A 24,481-nucleotide genomic window follows, 5' to 3' on the forward strand; every position below is an offset into this window, starting at 1 on the left:
TTCTTTTCTTTGTCGTTGAGAGACGCACCCATGCAGCCAAAGCCGCATCGCAAACGCATCTTCACGAGGCGGCTTGATCTCATGTCATAAATTTGTGCAGGTCAAGCATGTGACGCTTTTCTCCCGCCGATTTTGACGATTACGGCAATCCACGTCTCGCAAACAATCAGGAAGCCCAACAATTGAGCACTCGATCCGCGCAGCCCGGCAACACGCGTCTGGGGGTGAATACGCAGCTCGCGCACGGCCCGTTCGACCCATCCACGCAGCATGGTTTCGTCAATCCGGCCGTCGTGCACGGCTCCACCGTGCTGTTTCCCACCGCCAAGGAGTTGAAGAACCGGGCCAAGGCACCGTTCAGCTATGCCCTGTCCGGCACCCCTACGACCAAGGTTCTCGAAGATGCGCTGAGCGAACTCGAGGGCGCCGCGGGCACGATCCTCGTGCCGTCGGGGCTGGCCGCTGTCACCGTGCCGCTGCTGGCGTTCCTGGCCGCCGGCGATCACTGCCTGGTGGTCGATTCGGTCTATTTCCCTACCCGCCGCTTCTGCGACGGCACGCTGCGGCGCATGGGCGTCGACGTCGAATATTACGATCCGCATATCGGCGCGGACATCGCCGGGCTGATGCGGCCGGAGACGAAGGTCGTCTTCCTCGAGGCGCCCGGCTCCAACACCTTCGAGATCATGGACGTCGCCGCGGTCTGCGAGGCGGCCCATGCCGGCGGCGCCGTGACGATGCTGGACAATACCTGGGCGACGCCGCTGTTCTTCCGGCCGCTGGAGCATGGCGTCGATCTGTCGATCCATGCGCTGACCAAATATCCGGGCGGCCATTCCGATTTGATGATGGGCAGCGTGTCGGCGAACGCGGCGACCCTCGCCCAGCTCCGCGACACGCAGATGCAGCTCGGCGTCAATGGCGCGCCCGACGACACCTATCTCGTCCTGCGCGGCCTGAAGACCATGGGCGTTCGGCTGGAGCGGCACCAGGCATCCGCTTTGGCGCTGGCGCAATGGCTGGAGGGTCGCGACGACGTTCTCGAGGTGCTGCACCCGGCCCTGCCCTCCTTCCCCGACCATGCCCTGTGGCAGCGTCAGTTCAGCGGCGCGAGTGGCCTGTTCGGCTTCGTTCTCGACGGGGATGCGGATGCGGCCGAGCGCTTTCTCGACGCGCTGCGCGTCTTCGGCCTTGGCTATTCCTGGGGCGGGCACGAGAGTCTCGCCGTGCCGGCGTCGCTGGGCGACCGGACCATCGCGAAGGGACCGGCCGCGGGCAGCCTGATCCGGTTGCAGATCGGGCTCGAGGATGTGGCCGACCTGCAGGCGGACATGGAAGCGGGCTTCGCCGCCGTTCACGGCCGCTGATCGTCAGGGCCCCGCGTCGCGATGCCGATGCGGGGCCGGCCTGGCTGGATACCGGGCCTGCGGGCTGGCCGCGGCGTCCCTCAACCGATGGCGCGAACGTAGGACGGCAGTCCCCGCGGGACGTTCGTACATCCATGGAAGACGCGGACATCCACGCGCGGATCGTCCTGCGCGTATTCGTAGTCGATCCCCAGCATGTTCATCACACTGGCCGGATGGCGAAAGTCGCCCGCCATGGCCGCCTTGCAATGATCCACCAGGATCGTCGAGCGTGCCTGTAACATCGTCTGCCTCCAAGCGTGTCTGCCTGTCGATGATGCCCACACCCGCCTCACTAGCCGATGAAGATTGTTGGTGGCTGGAGTGTGAAGGGTGCGAAAACAATCATACGCCCGGATCCGCTTTGCGGCTGTGCCCTTCCCGCCGCAACCGGCGCGAAAACCGTCCAGAGGCGCGGGCAAACGCCGCTGCACGGGCCATGGGCGTCCCGCACTTCCTTGACCTGACGGCAACCATCCGGCACTCGGTGATGCCACGACGACGTGTCCGAAACCGGGCATTGCCCGGCGAACGAAAAGAGCCGGCCCTGTGGGCTGCACGCTCTGCATCGCCCTTCCAGCGGGTCACGGCCTGCCGACATTGATGGTGCCGACATGGCCGAAACCGAACGCTCCCATGCGCCCAATGTGCGCTGGCAGACCTTCGATCTCGACAAGCAGCGCCGTGCGGCCGCCATGGGGCAGACGCCGGCGGTGATCTGGTTCACGGGGCTCTCCGGCGCCGGCAAGTCGACGATCGCCAACTTGGTGGAGAAGAGCCTCTTTGCGCGCGGCCGGCACACCTATCTTCTGGACGGCGACAATCTGCGCCACGGCCTCAACCGCGACCTGGGCTTCTCCGAGGCCGATCGCGTCGAGAACATTCGCCGTGTGGCGGAGGCGGCACGCCTGTTCGTCGATGCCGGCCTGATCGTCCTCGCCTCCTTCATCTCGCCCTATCGGTCGGACCGCAGGATGGCGCGCAGCCTGTTCGAGGATGGCGAATTCATCGAGGTCTTCGTGGACACCCCACTGGAGATCGCCGAGCAGCGGGACCCGAAAGGCCTCTACAAGCGCGCCCGCGCCGGGCTGATCAAGGATTTCACCGGCATCGACAGCCCCTATGAGGCGCCCGAGCAGGCGGAAATCCGGCTGGAGGCAGGAACACGAGAACCGGACGTTCTGGCCGACCAGATCATGCGCTATCTCGAAACCCACGGATATCTCGCCCCCCGCTAACGAGGCGGGTGACGCGGAGGTCATTCAAGGACCGGACAATCCACGATCTGAAGGTTGAAGTCACCGCGAGGTGTCGGGCAAGGTCGAGGTTCGTGGACACGTCGACATACGGGCACATCTATTCGCGCCCGGTGAATACGTCACCCTGGCCTGCCGCTGGCGGCCTCAGAACGGATCGAAGAATCGCATGACGACAGAACCGGGACACATTCCCAACTCCCCCGTTTGTTTCATGCATATCGGCAAAGTGGGGGGCCATTCCATATCGCAGGAGCTTCTGAGCCGGTTTGACCTGTCAGAGGCGGTCAATGCGTCCCCCGAACAGTTCGACAATTTCAAGCCCGAGACTTTTGCCGGCAAACGTCTGGTGATCGGCCACTACGCATACAATCACACGCTGCTGCTTCCCCCGAGCCGGTTCCTGTTCTCGATTGTTCGCGAACCGGTCGACCGGGTATTGTCGAACTACTGGTTTCTGCGCGCCCACGCGGACGTGGAGGACACCCGCGCGCAACAGATGATCGACCTCGCACGCCGGTGGCCCATCGAGGAGTTCGTCCGGATCGATGACCCCGCCGTTCGGCAGGTCGCGGACAATCATCAAACCTGCTTCTTCGCGCATGACTGGCGCCATAGCGATCCTGTGACCGAACAGGATTTCAGTCTGGCGATGGCACATCTCGACGATTTCGACCTGATCGGCGTGCATGCCGCTTACGACGATTCGATGCAGATGCTCTGCACGATGCTGGACTGGCTTCCGTGGCCAAGTGACAACCGCTTCAACACGACAGCGAGCCGCGTGGCGACGGACGCCCTCAGTCCGAGTGTCAGGAGGCAGCTGGAGGAGCTCAACCGGTTCGACGTCGCTCTGTACCAGGAAGTCCATCGCCGCTTCTGCGCAAAACGCAGCAACTTGCTGCGTACGATGGCAAGGCAGGCCTGGCGCAAAAGCCGGGACGCTGTCGGGCAGGCTCCAGAGACGGCGTTGCCGACGGCTATCGAACTCCACGGCAGTCAAACCGTCGAGGGGGACAACTGGCACGTCCGCCAGATCCAGAACGGCAGCTATGCACGCTGGCTAGGTCCTGCCACAGAGACGCGGCTCTTCGCCACGATCGCCGCATCGCCATGTTACGACGTCGAGATTCATCTCGTCGGCTGGATCGACAGGGAAACGCTCGACAGCCTCACCGTGGCGATGACCGGCTGGGATTGCGAAGAGACAAGCTATCATGTGTCGATGGAGGACATGCGTGCTGTCAAGCGTTGGCGATTGCGGGCGGCGGACAATGCCAAGGCCGGCCCCTTGCTGGAACTGGATATCAACGCGCTGCGCACGGGACGCCTCTCCGATCATGGCGTCGAGAGCACCCATGATCTGACCGCATCGGTCGCCGTAAGCTGCGTCAAGATTTCCGCTGTTTGCGAAGCAGAAACAACGGCACTCGCCAGCGGTCAGGATCAGACGTCCGCGACCGTATCCGACGATGTTATCGCCAAAGGTGTCTCGCTGCTGCACGGGGCCGCTGGCAAGGTTTCCAAGATCGTCGCTGCGGAACGGCTATTCCGTTCCGCCGTCGAGGACGATCCGGAGTCCGTGACCGCTCACGTCTGGCTCGGTGAGGCATTGTGCTACCAGGGACGCTCGCCAGAAGCAGTCGGGATCTTCGAGACGGCGTTGGCGCTCGAAAAGGCGTCGTCGACGGTTCAGCTCGACGAGCGGACACGGGCGCATCTGCTTGAGCGACTCGGTGAAGGGCTGATCCTTGCCGAGACGCGTCTGGACGATGCCCGCGCCTATCTGACCGAGTCAGTCAGGCTTGCGCCGGTGACGGAAGCCGAGAGCCACCGCCTGAACGGTGCCGCCTACATGCTCGACGGACTCACACGGCTGGATTCCTCGGCGCCGAAGCGCAAAATCGCGCGGTGGCCCGTACAAAACGCCGCATTCCAGGACCTCGATGAGGTCGCACGGCAGTTTGCGGACAACACGAAGGCTGCGGGCACCCGCCCGATCGGCCGCGACACGAGAGTCGTGACCCTGGGGTCATGCTTTGCCGGCAACATTGCCATTGCATTGAAGGATCGAGGGGTCGAGACGACTGCACTCGGCCTCGGCGAACTGATCAACAGCACGTTCGCGAACCGCGCCCTGATCGAATGGGTGAACAATGATCCGCTCGATCGCTACAGCCCGGAAACCATAGAGACGCTGAAAGTCTATTTCGGCGCATCCCCGGACACGCTCCGCGCTACACTGACGAGTGCGAACACCATCATCTACACACTCGGCGTGGCACCGGGTTTCTTCGACAAAAGCACCGGCCTTTTCCACCTTACCCAGGCTGGCAAGAACACGCTGCACCTGCTCAAAACGAACGATTTCAGAACCACGACCGTGGAAGAGAACGCCGACAACATCGAGGCGGTGATCGCAGGCTTGCGTCGGTGCAATCCCAACATCAACATCGTTTTCACCGTATCGCCGGTGCCGCTCTACTCGACCTTCGAGTACGATTCAGCGATTATTGCCGACTGCGTGTCCAAGTCTGTCCTGCGGGCTGCAATTGATGTCGTTTTGAAGCGGGCACATGCAGGCGTGAACTACTGGCCGGCTTTCGAGATGGTGCGATGGGTCGGCGCATACCACCCAAATCTCTTCGGAGAAGAGGACGGCACGACGCGGCACGTGTCCGAGCGCGCGGTTTCTGCCATCGTCAACGGCTTCATCCACGCTTTTGGCGACGAAGCATTGAAACAGTAAGGCGTATTGTCGGTGGTTCTGGCGACCCCGGCAGGATTCGAACCTGCGACCATCGGCTTAGAAGGCCGGTGCTCTATCCTCTGAGCTACGGGGCCGTAGGCGACCTGGCACCGGGACGGACGGTTCGACCGTCAGTGTGTCCAGGGCTGGCGCCGGTCATAGCGGAAATTGTCCGCATACGCGATCTTCGGGCGCCGCGTTTCCTTCGGCTCCTCGACCCGGTACGGAATGTCGTTGCGCTCGGCGTATTCGACGGCCTGCTCGCGGGTCTCGAAGGAGAGTCTGAGCTGGGAGAGCATGTCGCCGGACGAGGTATAGCCCATCAGGGGCTCGACGCGCTTGGGCTGCTCGGGTTCGTAGACCAGCATCCAATCGCGCGTCTTCGCCTTGCCCGACTGCATGGCGGTACGGGTCGGACGATAGATTCTCGCAACCATCTGGGCCTCGTCGGCGGCGGCGCGGCTTCGCCACGCCCGTGTCAAAAACCGGTGTCCGTCGACCATTGGTCGGAGCGGCAGGATTCGAACCTGCGACCCTCTGGTCCCAAACCAGATGCGCTACCAGGCTGCGCTACGCTCCGGACACTGGTGACGTGCCTGTCGATGCGGGGTTTGGCGGGCAATGGTCGGGAAGTCAAGGCTGCGGAATGATCGGGTGACGAAGTCGGTCGCCGGCGGCCACGCCGAAGCGGGCCGCGGCGCCCCCATTCAGCTCCAGAACGTATTTCACCGGCGCCCCGGACGGGATCGTCTCGAGCGACAGCGGCTGGGCGTTGGTCTTCACCCGCTTCACCACCCCATCCGGATCGATGAACAGCATGTCGAGGGGAATCAGCGTGTTCTTCATCCACATCGCGACCGGACGGGTCTCGTCGAACTCGAACAGCATGCCCTGGTCCGCCGGCATCGATTCGCGGTTCATCAGGCCGGTGGCACGCGTCTCCGGTGTCTGCGCCAGTTCGACCTTGATGGCATGGCTGCCGGTCGCCGTTTCCAGCGTCGCCGTCGACAGGCCGTTGCCCGCCACCGCGTAATAGGCCGCCCCGACGACGGCCGCCGCCGCAAAGCCGGCCGCCAGGATCGCGCGTCTCATTGCCATCGGATCTGCCTCAACTCAGTGGGACGGCGGCTGGACGGAACCCGTCCCGGGGTGGATCTCCGCCGCCATGCGTCCCTTGTCGCCCTGCCCGAAACGCACCAGCACGTCCTGGCCGGGCCGCAGCTCGGTCATACCGAACCGGCGCAGGGTTTCCATGTGGATGAAGATGTCCTCGGTCCCCTCGCCGGTCGTCAGGAATCCGTAGCCCTTGGTCCGGTTGAACCATTTCACCACGGCCGAGACGAGGTCGCTGCTGGCGGTGACGACCGAATGGGTGCGCGGGGCCGGCAGCTGCGAGGGATGGACGGCGGTGGACTGGTCCATCGACAGGACCCGGAACGCCTGCAGGCCGCGCTCGCCCTGCTGCACCTCGCAGACGACGCGGGCGCCCTCGAGCGCCGTCGCATGGCCGTCTCGCCGCAGGCAGGTGACATGAAGGAGAATATCCGCGCCGCCGTCGTCGGGCACGATGAAGCCGAAGCCCTTCGAGACGTCGAACCATTTGATATGGCCCGAGACGACGGACAGGCCGACATCCGCGGTGTCGGACCGACCGGCCCGGTCCTCGGCGTTTTCAGATATTCTGTCCGGCATTCGGGGTTCCGCCTGTACTTCCACCATCCGAATCGCAATGGCCGAACTTAGCATCAATGAGCCCGATCGGGGCAAGGCCACCGGCGGGCTTTTCCAAGGATATGCCGGTTGTCGCCCAGACATGGCGGCGTTCTATTGCCGCGACGACAGCAACGATGCCGCCGGCTGCAGCCACCAACTGACGCCGTCTGCGATGCCGCTCCGACAGACATATCGCTGCCATGGACGACCGCCAGCGCCCTGCCCGATCCGGGGCCGAACCCGTGTCCCGTCGTCGCTTTTTCTGCGCCGCAAGGGTTGGCTCACCGGTCAAACACGCTACCATCGGCGCCATCACCACAAGAGAGGCAAGACCGAATGCGCTATCTGCACACGATGGTTCGCGTCAGCGACGTGGACGCGTCGCTCGACTTCTACTGCAACAAGCTGGGAATGGTGGAAACCCGCCGTGTCGAGAGCGAAAAGGGTCGCTTCACCCTGATCTTCCTCGCCGGGCAGGAAGACATGCCGGGCGCCAAGGAGACCCGTGCGCCGCTTCTGGAGCTCACCCACAACTGGGACCCGGAGGAATATTCCGGCGGGCGCAATTTCGGCCATCTCGCCTATGAGGTCGACGACATCTACGCCACCTGCCAGGACCTGATGGACAAGGGCGTCACCATCAACCGCCCGCCCCGCGACGGTTACATGGCCTTCATCAAGTCGCCCGACAACATCTCGATCGAGTTGCTGCAGAAGGGCGAAGCCAAGGAGCCCGCGGAGCCCTGGACCTCGATGCAGAACACCGGAAGCTGGTAAGCTTCCACCGGGACATGCGGCGACCATCGTGCCGCCGCATTCCCACCATAGACGGCAGAGCGTTATTGAGAGACAATGCTTTCGCCGTGCACGACCTGACGCTTGGTAAGATCATCGAGACTGTCAGTGGCGACACATGGTGGGGACCATGGAGACGCGGCAGGATGGCCGGGTCGTTGCAGGACTGACGTGGCGGGTTCGCGAACACGCTGCCGAGAGGGGACACGATTGAAAACTGACCGCCCGGGCCACCGCCGCCTTACGATGACGCCGCATCTCCTGATGCTGGCGCTTCTGTCGACCGCGCCGATCCTGTCGGGATGCGTCTCCGCCATCGACGATACCTCGGCCTTCGGATTTGCCGGGACCGCTACGGCGCCCGAAACCGAAGACGCGGCTGCCGTCGATGTCGCGGCTGCATCCGAAGCGGACGCCGGGACGTCGGCGACCGGCGGAGCGCAGGGCACCGAAGCTGCGAGCGCAGCGGCCGAGACCAATGCGCCGGTGACCGAGATGGCCGAAGCACAGACGCCGCCGCCCGCCATCGCCGACATGCCGGCCACCACCCCGCTGATTCCGACCGGCAGCGAGAACAAGGCCATGGTCGCCTATGCGACCGAGGCGTCCACCAGTGGCGCGGCAGGCCGTTCCTCCGACCGTTCGCTGTTTTCCTCGCTCTTCGCCCGCTCGGAGGCCCGCACACCCATCGCCAATGTCGACAAGGGCAAGTCGCGGCGCGTCGTCCTGCAGCGAGAGGGCGCGGCGGCCGGCACCGACGCACTGCCCGGCGTGGACCCCTCCTCGCTGTTCGAGATCGGCCAGCGCGCCTCGGCCGACGAGGACATGATCGAGGACGTCGAGACCTCCTACCGGGTCGCCTCGCTGTCGACCGGCATGGCCCGGCTCGCGCCGAACGGCCTGATGGTTCAGCGCGAGAGCGTCGAGACCTCCTGCTTCCCGTCGAACCTCGTGCGCATCCTGCGCAGTGTCGAGCGGCGCTACGGCACCAAGGTGATCGTCACCTCCGGCTATCGCAGCCCGACCCACAACAAGCGGGTCAACGGTGCGCGCCGCTCCCAGCACATGGGCTGCAAGGCTGCCGACATCATCATCCCCGGCGCCGACAACATGGCCGTTGCCGCCTATGTGCGTTCGCTGCCGGGCCGCGGTGGCGTCGGCACCTATTGTCACACCAAGGCGATCCACGTCGATGTCGGGCACAAGCGCGACTGGAACTGGTCCTGCCGCGGTCGCAAATAGCCAACCCACTGGTTCCATAGGTGGATCGGCGCCCGGCCAAGGCCGGCGTGGCCAGCTTTTTAAAGCTCCCCGACCGGCAAAGCGCAGAATTCCGGCCTGTCGCAAAAACTTCTCGCAACAGCGAAAAACCCCTTTTCCGGCTCTTGCGGTCGCCGGAGACTCACCGTATACACGCCGTCGCTGCGCCCATCGTCTATCGGTTAGGACGCCACCCTTTCACGGTGGAGAGAGGGGTTCGATTCCCCTTGGGCGTACCATTCCCCCTTTGAATCGCCTGCCACACGGCAGGACCCATCCAGCGCCTCCGGCGTGTGTTCGCGGCGTCCATGTCAGGGCGCTGACGAATGCCATGCGCGTCGCGGCCGACGTGCTCGCGATCCGGCTGCGCCTGCCCAGGGCGTTTGCCTGGCGCTGGCAACGTGGCGAGCGGGTAGTCGCCAGTCCGCCTTCCTACTCCGCGCTCCCGTACCACTCAGCGCGACCGGCGCCCCGCTTTCCGAATCCCCACTCACACAGTCATCTGCCCTTCGCGCGCGCCAACTGGTCCGCCGCCGCGGCGCTGGCGAACGGATTGACGTAGAGCCGGTCATGGCTCTCAACGCCGACATCAAGGACACAATCCTCCTTCGGGCGTGCCACGCAGAGCAGCACGTAGCCGGCCTCCGACTGGCGCCGGTTCAGCGCCGTGCCATTCGGCTGGCGGACCGAGCCGGAAATCAGCCGGGCGGCGCAGGTGATGCAGCCGCCATAGCGGCAGCCGATGGGCAGGACATGGCCGGCCGCCTCGACGGCGTCGATGATCGGCTCGTCCTCGCCCACCGAAAAGGTCAGCCCGCCGCGATTGCGCAATGTGATGATATGCCTGCGCATGCCGACGCTCCCGCAAAACGCCGCATCCGGCCGAGCCAGACGCGGATGACCGCCGCCCGTCAGACCCAGATGTCCGACGAGCAGTCGCCGCCGGGATAGCGGGTTTCATGGGCGCGGGCCGGTCCATGCGGTTCGTCGTTGAAATCGATGATGAAATCGTCGCGGATCGTCATGCCCCCCTTCTCGGTATCGCAATCCACGATCAGCATGATCCCGCCCTTCTCCTTCATCGAGGGGTAGAACTGGTTGTCCCAGGTCGAGAAGAGCGACGTGGTGACGTAGAGCCGCTTGCCGTCCAGCGACAGCTGGATCATCTGCGGCGCGCCGTCCACCGTGCGGCCGTTTACCTCCGGCGCCTTGCCGAGCATCCCGCCGATCCAGACCTGGCCGGTCAGTTTCGGGTTCGCCAGGTCGGACACGTCGTACTGCCTGAGGTCGCCGTGCAGCCAGTTCGAGAAATAGAGGAAGCGGTCGTCCATCGACACCAGGATGTCGGTGATCAGGCTGGGCATGGGAACCGGGAAGCCTTCGACGTCCACGGTGGGCACGTCGATGATTTTCTCGATCTCGATCGTGCCGTTGTCCTTGTGGTAGTGGAAGATATTCGAGGCCAGCGCCGCCCCGACGAAGCCATGCGTGCTGTCGGGGTTGTGGTGGAACCGGGCCTCCAGCGGGATCATGCCCTCCGCGCCCAGATCGATGCTCTGCTCGACCCTGCGATTCGCGAAATCCCAGAAATGCACATGCTGGCCGTATTTGCCGCGCGCCACGTCCTCGAGATCGAATCCCGGCATGAAGGTGTTGGGCGAGGCCCATTCCGTCGAGATCATCATGTTGTGGCGCGGCTGGTACCAGAAGTCGTAATTGTACCGCATCGCGCCGAGATCCTCCTCCCAGCGCCCGATGATGTTGAAATCCTTGTCCAGATGCAGGAACCCGCCGGGCCCGTTGCCGTCCGCGTCGCCGAGCATCGACACGATGATGTCGGCGCCGAGGCAATGCACCGTGTGCGGCGCCGAGAGGTTCGTCTTCGCCTTGATCTCGTTTCCGTCGATCGTCTTGAACAGTGTCGGCCGGCGCGGATCGGTGGCGGTGTCGACGATGTAGAAATTCGTCGTGCGCACGCCCGGAATGATCAGGTACTTGCGCTCCATGCTGCCGTCGGTGTTGCAGGAGGAGCAGGCATTCCAGCCCATGTGGTGGAGTTCGTCCCCGACATTCGGCATTTCGGTCCGGTGGATCACCTCGCCATAGGTCGCACTGTCCGGATCGACGTCGATGGTGGCCAGATAGTCGGGCTTCTCGATCCCGGTCCCGGTGTAGATGCAGATCGTGTAGACGACCGTCTCGCGCGGTGCCTTCATCGCCTCCTGCGGCGATGCATAGCCCGGACCTGCGCAGCAGCTCCCATTGGTCTTGGACATGAATTCCTCCCTTGGCTCTGGCGTGGTGATGCGTGTCCCTATGCTTGCGTCCGCTTCGAGAGCGGGAGCTTCCGATCCCGCGAATGGATGATGTTGCCGCACCGAATTGCGGCCCTGTCCCTTGGGAAAAGCGCATTCGGGACGTGGCCGAGGGGCCTGCGTAGCCGGAAGACGCGGATGGGACGCGCGCCGGTCAGGCGATGTGCGTCCGGGGCGAGCTCAAGCAGCCGTCGGCAATCTGCGGAAATCTGCAACGGCTGGAAGATCGCGGCGCGTGGCGGACGCTTCGCTCCCTGAACCCGGACGGGCGCCCGACCGCAGCCTGCCATGGCGGCGGCGTCCAGCGTGGTCACGAGGCGGTCCAGATACACCGGCATGTCTCACGATCCGAGTTCCTGCCGCCCATCCTGAGCACTCTTGCCCGGTTCGCACAACGAGAGAATCGGCGGCCCGGCCCCGGAACCGGCTGCGAACTCGGGCGCCAGGCTGTCGCCGGGACGGCGAGCCCCTGCCCTGCGCGATCCCGAACACCTCTCCTTGTGGTGTCCGAACCGCAAAGGCCCCGCTGACCCGAGGGTCGCGAGGCAAATGCGCGGAGGTCTGTAGGACTGGGTCTAGAGGCGGTACAGGATCTGGTCGTTCCAGAAGCGGTCCAGCCGCTGCAGCGAACGGTTCATCTTCTGGAATTCCTGCTCGTCGAGGCCACCGACCTTGTCGATCGAGCCGATATGACGGTCATAGAGCTCGGCGACGATCGCGGCGACTTCGCGGCCCGTATCGGTCAGCGACACCTTCACCGCGCGGCGGTCGACCCGCGACTTCTGGTGGTTGATGAAGCCGAGATCGACCAGCTTCTTCAGATTGTAGGAGACGTTGGAGCCGAGATAGAAGCCGCGGGTGCGCAGCTCGCCGGCGGTCAGCACCGAGTCGCCGATGTTGAAGAGCAGCAGCGCCTGGACCGCGTTGATGTCGGTGCGGCTGTTGCGGTCGAACTCGTCCTTGATGACGTCCAGCAGGCGGCGGTGCAGCCGCTCGACCAGCTGCAGCGTCTCCAGGTAAAGCGACTTCAGTTCATCCTTCGGACCGACCTGCGGGGCGGCGTCTGCCTTCATCTGAGCGTTCATAGTAGTCTCCGCTGTTGAGCTGATGGATGTTCTCTATCGACCCCATCTTGAGACCCAACATAGGCAGCGCATCTAAAATTCGACTTAAACCGCAGGCTTAATGCGCCCTTACACTTGCGCATCCAAAGTCTTGATTAACAAGACCTATCCCCGATCTGAACAATTCCTTTCGGCCTCCCGGCGGGCCGCGGAGGCGGGGAATGGAGGCCACCTCAATAGCCGCGCAGGCGCCGCCGTTCGTAGAGCCCCACCGCGCGGATCACCGCCAGCATGCCGAGCCCCCACAGATGGAAGCCGAGCCACAGGAGGTTGGGGCCGAACAGTTCGGGAAAGCCGAGATGCATCACCGCTTCGATCAGGGCGATCAGCACCCAGACGACCGCGCCCCAGCCGACCGTCAGCCATAGCCCGATCCCGGCGACCGGATAGAGCACCGCCAGCGCCGGCGCGGCAATCTTCCACCACAGTGGCATCAGGTCAAAGCGGTTGAGCGGCCCCTCGTCGATGCCGACGAGCCGGATCCAGTAGCCGACGCCGGCGACGAACATCACGATGGCCGCCAGCCGGTAGAGCCAGACCGCCAGCGCGCGATTGAACGCTTCGGCCTTGACGCGCTGGGCAAATCCCTTGATCACGTAGCTCCACCTTCCGGACCGTTCGGCGCCCTTGCCGCCTTGCATGCGGTCGCGCGGGGAGACATGGCGTGCGGATGACCGCATGCGGGCCGGGCGAGCGCCCGACGCGCCGGAACCTACGGTGGACGCGAAGAGCGCGTCAATCTTGAAGTCGCGGCGCCGAGGGCATACGCAGAAGCCGACCGCGCGGCGATCGGCCCCGCGCATGATGGACGCCGTTCTCGCCTCTCCATGAAAGGCGCGGGACGGATGCACCCGACAGACAGATAGGATGCTGCCGCATGACACGGACCGGCGATTCTGGAGTTTCGATCACCACGCGGATCGATGCGGCGACGGCAGGCCTGCGGATGCGGCGGCTGCGCCAGTCCGACTGGTCGCGCCGGCTGGTGCGCGAAACCAATCTGACCGCCGACGATCTGATCTGGCCGATCTTCGTGCGCGAAGGCGGCGGCGCGCCGGAACCGGTGCCCTCCATGCCGGAGGTCTTCCGCCTCTCGGTCGAGGGCTGCGTCGAGGCCGCCAGGCGCGCGCGGGATCTCGGCATCCCGGTTGTCGCGCTGTTTCCCTATACCGATGCCGACAAGCGCGACGAACGCGGCAGCGAGGCCTTCAACGAGGGCAATCTCGTCTGCCGGGCAAGCCGGGCGATCAAGGCCGCCGTGCCGGAGGTCGGCATCCTCTGCGACGTCGCGCTCGACCCCTACACCTCCCACGGCCACGACGGCATCATGGAGGGCGACCGGATTCTCAACGACGAGACCGTCGAGGCGCTGTGCCGACAGGCCGTCGTGCAGGCCGAAGCCGGCTGCGACATCATCGGCCCCTCCGACATGATGGACGGGCGGGTCGCCTGCATCCGCCAGGCGCTCGACGAGGTCGGCCATCGCGACACGCTGATCATGTCCTATGCGGCGAAATACGCATCGGCCTTCTACGGCCCGTTCCGCGACGCGGTCGGCTCCGGCGGCATGCTGAAGGGCGACAAGCGCACCTACCAGATGGACTACGGCAACAGCGACGAGGCTGTGCGCGAGGCCGCACAGGACATCGCCGAGGGCGCCGACATGATCATGGTCAAGCCCGGCATGCCCTATCTCGACATCGTCTCGCGGCTGTCGCGCGAATTCGGCGTCCCGACCTTCGCCTACCAGACCTCCGGCGAGTACGCGATGATCATGGCAGCGGCCGGCAATGGCTGGCTCGACGGCGAGCGGGCGATGATCGAGAGCCTGACCGCGTTCAAGCGGGCCGGCGCCTCCGGTATCCTCAGCTACTTCTCGCCGACCATCGCCGCGCGCATGCCCCGCCGCTGACGGGCCGCGCGCGCCTCGCACGGCAGCCGCCCCTGCGGCACCGGCGTTGCACGCCGCCGTGATCGTCACCATCTGAGGACGACAGGAAACTGCGACGAAGGACAGCCCGTGTACGACGACACCATGACCCGGACGGCCGAAACGCGTGCGACGGATCTCGACGCGCCGCGGCTCTATGATGGCGTGCGCACCCGGCGGATGATGTCCTTCGTGGTCGATTACGCGCTGGTGCTGCTTCTGTCGGTGCCGGCGGCCATCGTCGTCTTCATCCTCGGCATCGTCTCCTTCGGCCTGGCATGGGGCCTCTACGCGATCCTCCTGCCGGTGATCGCCATCGTCTACATCGCCTTCACCATGGGCGGCGCCAAGCAGGCCACGCCGGGCATGCGGGTGGCCGGCCTGCGTGTCGCGCGGCTCGATGGCGCAAGGGTCGACCCGACGCTGGCGGTCCTGCACGGCGTCCTGTTCTGGGCCTCCGTCTCGGTGCTGACGCCCTTCGTCCTGCTGGTTGCCCTGTTCACGCGCCGCAAGCAGCTGCTGCACGACCTGTTGCTTGGAACCGCGGTCGTCCGCGACCGCTGACCCCGGCGACCTTCCTACGCGGACGCCCTCGCCGTCCGCGCTCTTCCCGCCGCTGATTGCGCCGAACTCCGCTTCGGCCGATCCTGTTCGATCGACCCCACGGGTTGCCATTCGCCGCCACGACACGGATAAGGTCAGGCGGACAACGGAACGCGGCGGTTTATGGATTCGCTACACGTCTGGGTCACTTACCTTTTCATCCTGGTGAGTGTGATCGGGTATTCGCTGGAACGCTGGCCGATCGAGGCCGTGGCCGCAGCATCTCTCAGTGCATTCCTGCTGTTCTTCGCCCTGTTCCCCTACCGGGACGCGGCCGGCTTTGCCGTCACCAGCGGCGACCTGCTCGCCGGCTTCGCCAATCCGGCACTGATCACCGTCCTGGCGCTGCTGATCGTCGGCCAGGGCCTCTTCGCCACCGATGCCATGGCGCAGCCAACGCAATTGCTGTCGCGGATCGGCGGCACGGCCGGCGCCGGTGCGATCGCGGTGGTCCTGCTGACGGCCGCGGTCCTGTCGGCCTTCCTCAACAACACGCCGGTGGTGGTGATCTTCATCCCCATCCTCACCATGCTGGCGACCCAGCGCGGCATCTCGCCCTCGCGGGTGTTCATGCCCCTGTCCTTCCTGTCGATCCTCGGCGGCGTCACGACGCTGATCGGCTCGTCCACCAACCTCCTCGTGGCGGGCGTCGCGGCCCGCTCGGGCATCACCCTCGACTTCTTCGACTTCACCATTCCGGGCCTCGCCATCGCCGTGGTCGGCGGCATCTACGTCATCAAGGTGATGCCGCGCATCCTCACCCCGCGCGAAGGCCCGCAAGGCCGCGTCGTCGATGCCGGCGGCAAACAGTTCCTCGGCGAGATCGACATCACCGAGGAGCACGCCTTCGTCGGCAGCACGGCGCGGGCCGGCCTGTTCACCGATCTCGGCGATCTGATGCCACGGATGATCCTGCGCGACGACGAGACCTTCCTGCCGCCCTTCGACGGCGTCTCGCTGCAGCCCGGCGACCGGCTGATCGTCACGGCGACGCGCCGGGCCTTCTCCAAGGCGCTGGCCGCCGGCAATCTGACCATCAAGACGCTCGACCCGTCCGGCTACTCGGCCGAACAGCGCAAGATCGGGCCGGACATGGTGATGGCTGAGGCGGTGGTGGCGCCGGGCTCGCGCTATGCCGGCCGCACGATGCAGTTCTCCGGCCTGCGCACCCAGTTCGGGATCACCCTCTTCGGCCTGCAGCGCAAGAGCCGCATGGCCCGCTCGGCGCTGTCGGAAATTCGGCTGGAGCCCGGCGACACGCTGCTCCTGTGCGGCCGCGAGGCGGCGATCTCGTCGCTCAAGGGCAACCACGATCTGCTGCTGCTGGAATACAGCGCCCAGGCGATCCCGCAGAGCACCAAGGCCAAGCTCGCCGTCGCGATCTTCCTCGGCATCATCGCCGGCTCGGCCACCGGCCTCTTGCCCATCGATGTTCTCGCCGTGACCGGCGCGGTCCTCATGGTCGCCACCGGCTGCCTCACCGTCGGCGAGGCGGCGCGTTCGGTCGATCGCTCGATCTTCATGCTGGTGGGCGCGGCAATCGCCGCGGCGACGGCGCTGGAGCGCACCGGCGGTGCAGGGATGATCGCCGAAGGGACGGTCGCCGCGCTCGACGGCCAGTCGCCGACGGTCATCCTGTCGGCCCTGTTCCTCGTCATCGCGATCATGACGAACTTCCTGTCGAACAACGCCACCGCCGTGCTGTTCACGCCCATCGCGCTCGACATCGCCAACCGGCTGGGCGCGCCGCCGCAGGCCTTTCTCGCCTGCGTCATCTTCGCCGCCAACGCATCCTTCGCCACACCGATCGGCTACCAGACGAACCTCATGGTCATGGGCCCGGGACGCTATCGTTTCGTCGACTTCGCCAAGGCCGGTGTTCCCCTCGTGATTCTGGTGTGGTTAACATTTTCGATCGTGGGCCCATGGTATTATTCGTTGTGAGACGGGAGGCTCGGCCTTGACGGTTCATCATCCGCAGACGCCGCAATTCTTCCTCACGTCGCCCTCGCCCTGCCCCTATCTGCCGGGGCAGTCCGAGCGGAAGGTGTTCACCCATCTGACCGGCGAGCGCGCGCCCTCGCTGCTCGACCTCCTCAGCCAGGGCGGTTTCCGCCGCAGCCAGAACATCGCCTACCGGCCCGCCTGCGAGCGCTGCCGCGCCTGCGTGTCGGTGCGCATCCTGGTGGACGAGTTCCAGCCGACGCGCTCCATGCGCCGTGTGGCGACCCGCAACCGCGACCTGATCGGCCGGATGGACCAGGCCGAACCGTCGAGCGAGCAATATTCGCTGTTCCGGCGCTATCTCGATCACCGCCACGCCGAGGGCGGCATGGCCGAGATGAGCGTTCTCGACTACGCCATGATGGTCGAGGACAGCCAGGTCGATACGCGGCTGGTGCAGTACCGCCGGCGCGGCGCGGATTCGGCCTTCAGCCCGCATTCCGATGGCGAACTCGTCGCCGTCGCGCTCAGCGACGTCATGGCCGACGGTGTGTCGATGGTCTATTCGTTCTTCGAACCTGACGAGAGCGAGCGAAGCCTCGGCACCTTCATGATCCTCGACCATATCGAGCGCGCAAGGAAGCTCGGCCTGCCCTATCTCTATCTCGGCTATTGGGTGAACGGCTCGCGCAAGATGGACTACAAGATCCGCTTCCGCCCGCAGGAACACCTGCTGCCCAAGGGCTGGGAACGCTACGAGGGCTGAGGCCGGACGTCGCGCCGGTTGCCATGCCGCGCCCGGCACGATAGCCGGTCAGGGTAACTTACCATTCGCAGGTTCCCATGTCCGCCGTCTCGTCCCAGACCGAAGCCGCCGCTTCGGCCCAGTCCTATGGCCAGGGCCTTGCCATCGTCGGCATCGGCGGGCTGGTCCTGTCCTTCGACATTCCGCTGATCCGCATGTCGGAAAGCGCCTTCTGGACCGTGCTGGCGGTCCGCGGCCTGCTGACCGGCCTCGCCGTGCTCCTGATCTGGCAGGTCGACCGGATCCGCAATCCGCGCGGCCAGAAGCTGATCGCCGGCTGGACCGGCCTTTTGATCGTTGCCGTCTTCTCGGTAGCGGCCACCACCTTCGTCTTCGCCGTGTTCAACACCAGCGCGGCGAATGTCGTCTTCATCCTCGCCTTCAACCCGATGTTCGCGGCGATCCTGTCCTGGTGGCTGATCGGCGAGCGTCCGCCGCTGGCCACCGTGCTGGCGATCCCGGCGACGCTCTTCGGCGTCCTCCTGATCATCGGCGCGGGCTTTGAGACCGGCAACTGGACGGGCGACCTCTCCGCGCTGGCGACCGCCTTCCTGATCGCCCTCGCCCTGACCCTGTCGCGGCGCTCGCGCACCGACATGCGCTACACCGCGGCGCTTGGCGGTCTGCTGCCGGCCATCATCGCTCTGCCCTTCGTCGCCGGCGAAGGGCTCCATTCCGAGGCGATCATCTGGCTGATCCTGAATGGCGGCCTGCTGATCCCCGTCGCCATGATCTGTCTGGCGATCGGACCGATGTTCGTGCCCGCCCCGGTCGTCTCCATGGCCTTCCTGATCGAAACCGTGCTGGCGCCGGTCTGGGTCTGGCTGATCTTCGGCGAGCGCCCGGTCGATCTGGCGATGCTGGGCGGCGGGGTGGTGATCGCGACGCTGGTCGCCCATTCGGTCGCCGAGTTGCGGCGGGTGCGCGGTCAGCGGCGCCTTGCCGGGCCGAACCGCGCTGGCTGACGGGCACCGAGCCCAGTCCTTCGCGCATCGCCTCGCCCGCTTGCCGGGCAAGGCCGATGACTAGCCGTCGAAGCGGTTGGTCTTGGGGAAGCCCTTCGGCACCAGCCGGCCGGCCTGGGCGCGGTCGCCGCGCCATTCCAGGAGCTCGGTCTCCGAGCGGGTAAAGCTGCGGCCGGCGGAATCGGTCCAGGTCAGCCCGTCCGCCATGGCGAAGACGCGGGCATCCGACAGGCCGCCATCCTTGTAGCGCTGCAGCCGCACGCCCTTGCCGCGGGTCATCTGCGGCACCTGTACCAGCGGGAAGACCAGCAGCTTGCGGTTCTCGCCGACGATGGCCACGTGGTCGCCTGCGCCGACCGGCGCGGCCAGCGCGAGCTTGGTCTTTCCTGCAACGTTCATCAGCTGCTTGCCCTTGCGGGTGTTGGCCAGCATGTCGGCCTCGCTGGCGACGAAGCCATTGCCGTCGGAGGAGACCAGCAGCCGGCGGCGCTCGGGATCGGCGACGAAGGCCAGCGCGATGTCCTGATCGTCTTCGAGCTCGAAGGCCAGCCGGATCGGCTCGCCCTGCCCGCGCCCGCCCGGCAGCTTGTCGGCGCCATGGGTAAAGGCGCGACCGCCGGTCGACAGGAACAGCAGCTTGTCGGTGGTCATGGCGTGGAAGGCGAGCTGCAGCCCGTCGCCCTCGCGGAAGGCCAGCGACGAGAAGTCGGCCAGATGGCCCTTCATGCCGCGCAGGAAGCCCTTCTTCGACAGGACGACCGTGATCGGCTCCTTCTCGATCAGCGCCACCGTGATGTCGTCGAGCGCCCGGTTCGGCGCGTCGGCGAACATGGTGCGGCGACGGCCGATCTTGGTCTTCTTCGAATAGGTCTCGCGGACCTCGCGTACTTCGGCAGCGATGCCCGCCCACTGGCGTTCGTCCGAAGCCAGCAGCGCTTCCTTCTCGGCCTTTTCCGCGGTCAGCGTGTCGAACTCGCGCTTGAGCTCGAATTCCTCCAGCTTGCGCAGGGAGCGCAGCCGCATGTTGAGGATCGCCTCGGCCTGGGTGTCGGTCAGCTCGAAGGTCCGCATCAGGACGGCCTTGGGCTCGTCCTCCTCGCGGATGATCCGGATCACCTCGTCGAGGTTCAGGAAGGCGATCAGATAGCCAGAGAGGATCTCCAGCCGCCGCTCGATCTGCGCCAGCCGGAAGCGCGAGCGCCGCACCAGCACCTCGCGCTGATGCGCCAGCCATTCGGCCAGAACGTCCTTGAGCGACATGACCCGGGGCACCTTGCCGCCGGACAGGACGTTCATGTTGAGCGGGATACGCGATTCCAGATCGGTCAGCCGGAACAGCGATTCCATCAAGAGCTCGGGATCGACCGTGCGGCTCTTCGGCTCGATGACGATGCGCACGTCCTCGGCCGATTCGTCGCGGATGTCGCCCAGCAGCGGCAGCTTGCGAGCCAGAAGCAGCTCGGCGATCTTCTCGATCAGACGCGACTTCTGGACCTGATACGGAATCTCGGTGACGACGACCACGTAGCCGCCGCGGCCCTGGTCCTCGGTCTCCCAGCGCGCCCGAACCCGGAACGAGCCGCGCCCGGTGTCGTAGGCCTCGCGGATCTGCGCCTGGTTGTCGACGATGACGCCGCCGGTCGGCAGATCCGGCCCCTGCACGAAGCGCAGCAGCGCGTCGGTGGTGGCCTCCGGGTTCTCGATCAGCTTGAGCGCCGCGTCGCAGAGCTCGGCCGCGTTGTGCGGCGGGATCGACGTGGCCATGCCGACGGCAATGCCCGACGAGCCGTTGGCGAGAAGATTCGGGAACGCGCCCGGCAGGACGATCGGTTCCTCTTCCTCCTCGTTGTAGGTCTTCTTGAAGTCGACCGCGTCCTCGTCGATGCCGCGGAGCAGCAGCGTCGCGACATCGGTCATCCGCGCTTCGGTGTAGCGCATCGCCGCCGGGCTATCGCCGTCGACATTGCCGAAATTGCCCTGCCCGTCGATCAGCGGGTAACGGATGGCGAAATCCTGCGAGAGCCGGACCAGGGCGTCGTAGATCGACGCGTCGCCATGCGGATGGAACTTGCCCATCACGTCGCCGACGATGCGGGCGCATTTCTTGTAGCCCTGGCCGGGATCGAGCCGCAGAATGCGCATGGCATGGACGATGCGCCGATGCACCGGCTTCAGGCCGTCGCGCACGTCCGGCAGCGCCCGGCCCATGATGGTCGACAGCGCATAGGCAAGGTAGCGCTCTTCCAGCGCTGCCTTCAGATCGATCGGTTCGATGTCGCCGCCACCAGCCGGCGGTTCGGTAGCCTTGCCCATGCGGTTTCCTCTAGGCCATGCACCGGATGGGAACAACACCGGAACGGGCTTATCCCGAACTTTGTCGGCGCTGGCCAGACGGGCAAATGCCGCATGCCGCCGCGCCCCCCTTTAACGGCGAAGCGACTTGGCCATATGTGTCGCGCAGGGCACGACGACCGGGCACCGGACGGATCGGCTCACCGGCTTCCAGCGAAAGGTTTTCCCATGCGCGCCACGACAGGCATTTCCGCAGCCGCGACAGCCGTGCTGCTCCTCTCCTCGACCTCGGCCTTCGCGGTCGATGCGCAGGCCTTCGGCGAGCGCCTGAAGACGCTCGTGCAGAACGGCGAGCATTCGATGTCCTATTCGAGCGCCGAAGCCGACGGCGAGAACGTCATCCTGAAGGACGTCTCCTTCGGCGAGGATTCCGATGTCGGCGACCTGACCTTCGAGAACGTCGCCGGTTCGACGCCCGAGGGCTGGACGGTCGAGCGCCTCGCCTTTCCCGAGCTCGACCAGACGGAAGACGGCAAGCGCGCCCAGATCAGCGATGTCAGCATCGAGGGCCTGATGCTCGCCGGCACCGATACGGCCAACGCCCCCGCCGCCATGAAGCTCTCCAGCTTCTTTTTCGACAAGGCGACGATCGGCAGCATCAACCTCGCGAGGGACGGCAAGACCGTCTTCGAACTGTCCGACGCGTCGATGGAAAACGAGGTCGGCGACAGCGGCAGCCTGGCCACCGAGGTCAATGTCGGCGCCTTCACCGCCGACCTGACGACGGGCGACTCGCCCGAGGCGACCCAGGCCATCCGCGACGTCGGCTACGAGACCATCAGCGGCTCGCTGAACGGCTCAGCGAACTGGGAGCCCGAGAGCGGTCTGCTGGAGCTCGATCCCTTCCTGCTGTCGGTCGAGGACGCGGGCGAGCTGTCCTTCACCTACGCGATCTCCGGCTACACGACGGCCTTCGCGGATTCGCTGTCACAGCTGCAGGAGCAGATGGCGAGCAATCCCGACAACCAGCAGGCCACCGGCATGGCGGTGATGGGGCTGATCTCGCAGCTTTCGCTGAACTCGGCCGACATCACCTTCACCGACGAATCCCTCACCGGCAAGCTGCTCGACTACTACGCCAAGGAGAACGGCCAGAGCCGCGAGGAACTGGTGCAGAACCTGACGGCGATGCTGCCGGCGGTGCTCGGCTATCTGCAGAACCCGCAGTTCCAGGAAGAGGTCACCGGTGCCGTGACGACGTTCCTCAACGATCCGCAGGCGCTGTCGATCACCATTGCGCCTGAGAACCCGATCGCCGCCACCCAGATCATGGGCGCCGCGATGGGCGCTCCGCAGACCCTGCCCAAGGTCCTGTCGCTCACCGTCGATGCCAACGCCGACGCGAAGTAACCCGCCGATCCCGGCGGTTCGAACGACAAAGGCCCCGTGCTGGACGCACGGGGCCTTTTTTCATGGCCGTTCGAAGAGGCGCCGGACGGAGTGCCCGCCCGGCAGCCTCCTCAGCTCTTCGCCTGCGGCGCGATGCGCAGGCCGAGGTCGCGCAGCTGCGCCGGGGAGGCCTCGTTCGGCGCGCCCATCAGAAGGTCGTGCGCCTGCTGGTTCATCGGGAACATGGCGATCTCGCGCAGGTTCTTCGCGCCGCACAGCAGCATGACGATGCGATCGACGCCGGCGGCCATGCCGCCATGCGGGGGCGCGCCGTACTGGAAGGCGCGGTAGAGCCCGCCGAAGCGCTCCTCGACCGTCTCCTTCGAATAGCCGGCAATCTCGAACGCCTTCACCATCGTCTCGGGAAGATGGTTGCGGATGCCGCCCGACGCGATCTCGAAGCCGTTGCAGACGATGTCGTACTGGAACGCCTTGAGCTTCAGCGGCTCTTCGTTCTGCAACGCCTCCATGCCGCCCTGCGGCATCGAGAACGGATTGTGGGCGAAGTCGATCTTCTTTTCCTCTTCCTGCCATTCGTAGAAGGGGAAATCGATGACCCAGGCCAGCTCGAACCGGTCGCGATCGACGAGGTTCAACTCCTCGCCGACCCGGGTGCGGGCCGCGCCGGCAAAGGCCGTGAAGGCCTCCGGACGCCCGGCGACGAAGAAGCAGGCATCGCCCGCCTCGAGGCCGAGCTGGGTGCGGACCGCCTCGGTGCGCTCCTCGCCGATGTTCTTGGCCAGCGGCCCGGCGCCGGAGACGGCACCTGCCTCTTCGCGCCAGAAGATATAGCCGAGGCCCGGCTGGCCCTCGCCCTGCGCCCAGGAATTCATCCGGTCGCAGAAGGCGCGGCTGCCGCCGGTCTTGGCCGGGATCGCCCAGACCTCGACCGTCGGATCGCCGGCGATCATGTTGGCGAAGACCTTGAAGCCCGAACCGGCGAAATGCTCGGTCACGGCCTGCATCTCGATCGGGTTGCGCAGGTCGGGCTTGTCGGAGCCGTATTTGCGCATGGATTCGGCGTAAGGGATGCGGCGGAAGGTCTGGCTCACCGGCTTGCCGTCGGCAAACGCCTCGAACACGTCGCGGATCACCGGCTCCATGGTCGACAGGATGTCCTCCTGCTCGACGAAGCTCATCTCTACGTCGAGCTGGTAGAACTCGCCATAGAAACGGTCGGCGCGCGGGTCCTCGTCGCGGAAGCACGGCGCGATCTGGAAGTACCGGTCGAAGCCGGACATCATGATCAGCTGCTTGTACTGCTGCGGGGCCTGCGGCAGCGCGTAGAACATGCCGTTGTGCAGCCGCGACGGCACCAGGAAGTCGCGGGCGCCCTCGGGCGACGACGCGGTCAGGATCGGCGTCTGGAACTCGAAGAAGCCGGCATCGCCCATCAGCGTGCGCATCTTCGAAACGATCTGCGTGCGCCGCATCATGTTCTTGTGCAGCGTTTCGCGGCGCAGATCGAGGAAGCGGTACTTGAGACGGATGTCCTCCGGATAGTCCGGCTCGCCGAAGACCGGCAGCGGCAGCTCCTTGGCGGCCGACAGCACCTCGATCTCCTTGGCGAAGACCTCGATCGCGCCGGTCGGCAGCTTCGGGTTGACCGTTTCGGCCGAGCGCGCCTTCACCTCGCCATCGACCCGGATCACCCACTCGCCGCGCACCGTCTCGGCAATGGCGAAGGCCGGGGAATCGGGATCCACGACGACCTGGGTCAGGCCGTAATGGTCACGCAGATCGATGAACAGAAGGCCGCCGTGGTCACGAATGCGGTGGGCCCAGCCCGACAGGCGAACCGTGTTGCCGACATCCTCCTTGCGAAGGGCGGCGCAGCTGTGACTGCGATAGCGATGCATGGCGTTCTTCCTAATG

At 65.6% G+C, this 24,481-nt stretch carries 19 protein-coding genes, 3 tRNA genes and 2 pseudogenes; 12 read left to right on the top strand and 12 right to left on the bottom strand.

The genetic code is table 11. From position 1 onward, the window contains the following. The first annotated feature begins 182 nt into the window (after positions 1-182). Positions 183-1,367, top strand: coding sequence for a cystathionine beta-lyase (gene metC / locus H9Q09_RS15760; RefSeq protein WP_246716176.1), 1,185 nt, complete (start codon positions 183-185; stop codon positions 1,365-1,367). 80 nt (positions 1,368-1,447) lie between these two features. Here the strand turns inward: metC and H9Q09_RS15765 are convergent, their stop codons facing one another. Beyond that, a complete protein-coding gene (locus tag H9Q09_RS15765) occupies positions 1,448-1,651 on the bottom strand; it encodes a hypothetical protein (protein WP_024350553.1) in 204 nt (67 codons plus the stop codon). A 393-nt stretch (positions 1,652-2,044) separates the two neighbouring features. Here H9Q09_RS15765 and cysC point away from each other — a divergent pair. Then, a pseudogene (cysC, locus tag H9Q09_RS15770) lies at positions 2,045-2,644 on the top strand (adenylyl-sulfate kinase); the annotation flags it as partial. A gap of 187 nt (positions 2,645-2,831) precedes the next feature. Next, complete coding sequence (locus tag H9Q09_RS15775; protein ID WP_187391822.1) at positions 2,832-5,411, top strand: GSCFA domain-containing protein; 2,580 nt, start codon at positions 2,832-2,834, stop codon at positions 5,409-5,411. 19 nt (positions 5,412-5,430) lie between these two features. On the opposite strand, the gene H9Q09_RS15780 is transcribed toward H9Q09_RS15775, so the two are convergent. The 5 genes from H9Q09_RS15780 to H9Q09_RS15800 all read right to left on the bottom strand — a co-directional run bounded on the left by H9Q09_RS15780 (position 5,431) and on the right by H9Q09_RS15800 (position 7,103). Continuing rightward, a tRNA-Arg gene (locus H9Q09_RS15780) sits at positions 5,431-5,506 on the bottom strand. A 36-nt stretch (positions 5,507-5,542) separates the two neighbouring features. Further along, a complete protein-coding gene (locus tag H9Q09_RS15785; RefSeq protein WP_024350550.1) occupies positions 5,543-5,848 on the bottom strand; it encodes an ETC complex I subunit in 306 nt (101 codons plus the stop codon). A gap of 66 nt (positions 5,849-5,914) precedes the next feature. Beyond that, positions 5,915-5,991 (bottom strand) — tRNA-Pro (locus tag H9Q09_RS15790). A 53-nt stretch (positions 5,992-6,044) separates the two neighbouring features. Then, on the bottom strand, positions 6,045-6,509 hold the full coding sequence (locus H9Q09_RS15795) for a DUF192 domain-containing protein (RefSeq protein ID WP_187391823.1): 465 nt from the start codon (positions 6,507-6,509) through the stop codon (positions 6,045-6,047). 15 nt (positions 6,510-6,524) lie between these two features. Beyond that, the gene (locus H9Q09_RS15800) at positions 6,525-7,103 is read right to left on the bottom strand and encodes a cold shock domain-containing protein (protein WP_246716177.1); all 579 of its coding nucleotides are present in this window, start codon (positions 7,101-7,103) and stop codon (positions 6,525-6,527) included. Between the two features lie 357 nt (positions 7,104-7,460). On the opposite strand from H9Q09_RS15800, the gene H9Q09_RS15805 reads away from it, so the two are divergent. From H9Q09_RS15805 to H9Q09_RS15815, 3 genes are all read left to right on the top strand, one after another. Further along, complete coding sequence (locus H9Q09_RS15805; protein WP_187391824.1) at positions 7,461-7,901, top strand: VOC family protein; 441 nt, start codon at positions 7,461-7,463, stop codon at positions 7,899-7,901. A gap of 228 nt (positions 7,902-8,129) precedes the next feature. Beyond that, positions 8,130-9,161, top strand: a complete 1,032-nt coding sequence (locus tag H9Q09_RS15810) for a D-Ala-D-Ala carboxypeptidase family metallohydrolase (protein WP_210315388.1) — start codon at positions 8,130-8,132, stop codon at positions 9,159-9,161. Between the two features lie 182 nt (positions 9,162-9,343). Then, positions 9,344-9,418 (top strand) — tRNA-Glu (locus H9Q09_RS15815). A 349-nt stretch (positions 9,419-9,767) separates the two neighbouring features. Here H9Q09_RS15815 and H9Q09_RS15820 read toward each other — a convergent pair. From H9Q09_RS15820 to H9Q09_RS15835, 4 genes and pseudogenes are all read right to left on the bottom strand, one after another. Further along, positions 9,768-10,031, bottom strand: a pseudogene (locus H9Q09_RS15820) (2Fe-2S iron-sulfur cluster-binding protein); the annotation flags it as partial. 59 nt (positions 10,032-10,090) lie between these two features. After that, complete coding sequence (locus H9Q09_RS15825) at positions 10,091-11,455, bottom strand: selenium-binding family protein (protein WP_187391827.1); 1,365 nt, start codon at positions 11,453-11,455, stop codon at positions 10,091-10,093. 614 nt (positions 11,456-12,069) lie between these two features. Then, the gene (locus tag H9Q09_RS15830) at positions 12,070-12,579 is read right to left on the bottom strand and encodes a MarR family winged helix-turn-helix transcriptional regulator (protein ID WP_009209424.1); all 510 of its coding nucleotides are present in this window, start codon (positions 12,577-12,579) and stop codon (positions 12,070-12,072) included. 212 nt (positions 12,580-12,791) lie between these two features. Next, positions 12,792-13,214, bottom strand: a complete 423-nt coding sequence (locus H9Q09_RS15835; RefSeq protein WP_348646313.1) for a DUF6163 family protein — start codon at positions 13,212-13,214, stop codon at positions 12,792-12,794. Positions 13,215-13,495: 281 nt separating this feature from the next. Here H9Q09_RS15835 and hemB point away from each other — a divergent pair, with 281 nt between their 5' ends. The 5 genes from hemB (at position 13,496) to H9Q09_RS15860 (ending at position 18,865) form a co-directional block, all read left to right on the top strand. Next, positions 13,496-14,530, top strand: coding sequence for a porphobilinogen synthase (gene hemB, locus H9Q09_RS15840; RefSeq protein WP_187391828.1), 1,035 nt, complete (start codon positions 13,496-13,498; stop codon positions 14,528-14,530). Positions 14,531-14,638: 108 nt separating this feature from the next. Next, positions 14,639-15,112 carry an RDD family protein gene (locus H9Q09_RS15845; protein ID WP_348646314.1) on the top strand — a complete coding sequence of 158 codons (474 nt, stop codon included), beginning with the start codon at positions 14,639-14,641 and terminating at the stop codon, positions 15,110-15,112. A gap of 162 nt (positions 15,113-15,274) precedes the next feature. Then, positions 15,275-17,095, top strand: coding sequence for an SLC13 family permease (locus H9Q09_RS15850; protein ID WP_187391829.1), 1,821 nt, complete (start codon positions 15,275-15,277; stop codon positions 17,093-17,095). Between the two features lie 16 nt (positions 17,096-17,111). Further along, complete coding sequence (locus tag H9Q09_RS15855) at positions 17,112-17,861, top strand: arginyltransferase (protein WP_024350539.1); 750 nt, start codon at positions 17,112-17,114, stop codon at positions 17,859-17,861. Positions 17,862-17,938: 77 nt separating this feature from the next. Next, complete coding sequence (locus H9Q09_RS15860) at positions 17,939-18,865, top strand: DMT family transporter (RefSeq protein ID WP_187391830.1); 927 nt, start codon at positions 17,939-17,941, stop codon at positions 18,863-18,865. A gap of 60 nt (positions 18,866-18,925) precedes the next feature. Here H9Q09_RS15860 and parC read toward each other — a convergent pair whose 3' ends face one another. Beyond that, positions 18,926-21,178 (bottom strand): DNA topoisomerase IV subunit A, encoded by a 2,253-nt coding sequence (parC, locus tag H9Q09_RS15865; protein WP_187391831.1) that lies wholly within the window; start codon positions 21,176-21,178, stop codon positions 18,926-18,928. A 207-nt stretch (positions 21,179-21,385) separates the two neighbouring features. Here parC and H9Q09_RS15870 point away from each other — a divergent pair, with 207 nt between their 5' ends. Next, a complete protein-coding gene (locus H9Q09_RS15870) occupies positions 21,386-22,567 on the top strand; it encodes a hypothetical protein (RefSeq protein WP_187391832.1) in 1,182 nt (393 codons plus the stop codon). A gap of 110 nt (positions 22,568-22,677) precedes the next feature. On the opposite strand, the gene aspS is transcribed toward H9Q09_RS15870, so the two are convergent. Further along, the gene (gene aspS, locus H9Q09_RS15875) at positions 22,678-24,465 is read right to left on the bottom strand and encodes an aspartate--tRNA ligase (RefSeq protein WP_187391833.1); all 1,788 of its coding nucleotides are present in this window, start codon (positions 24,463-24,465) and stop codon (positions 22,678-22,680) included. Positions 24,466-24,481 lie beyond the last annotated feature (16 nt).

The organism is Aurantimonas sp. DM33-3, assembly GCF_014334315.1.
Classification (GTDB): Bacteria; Pseudomonadota; Alphaproteobacteria; order Rhizobiales; family Rhizobiaceae; genus Aurantimonas; species Aurantimonas coralicida.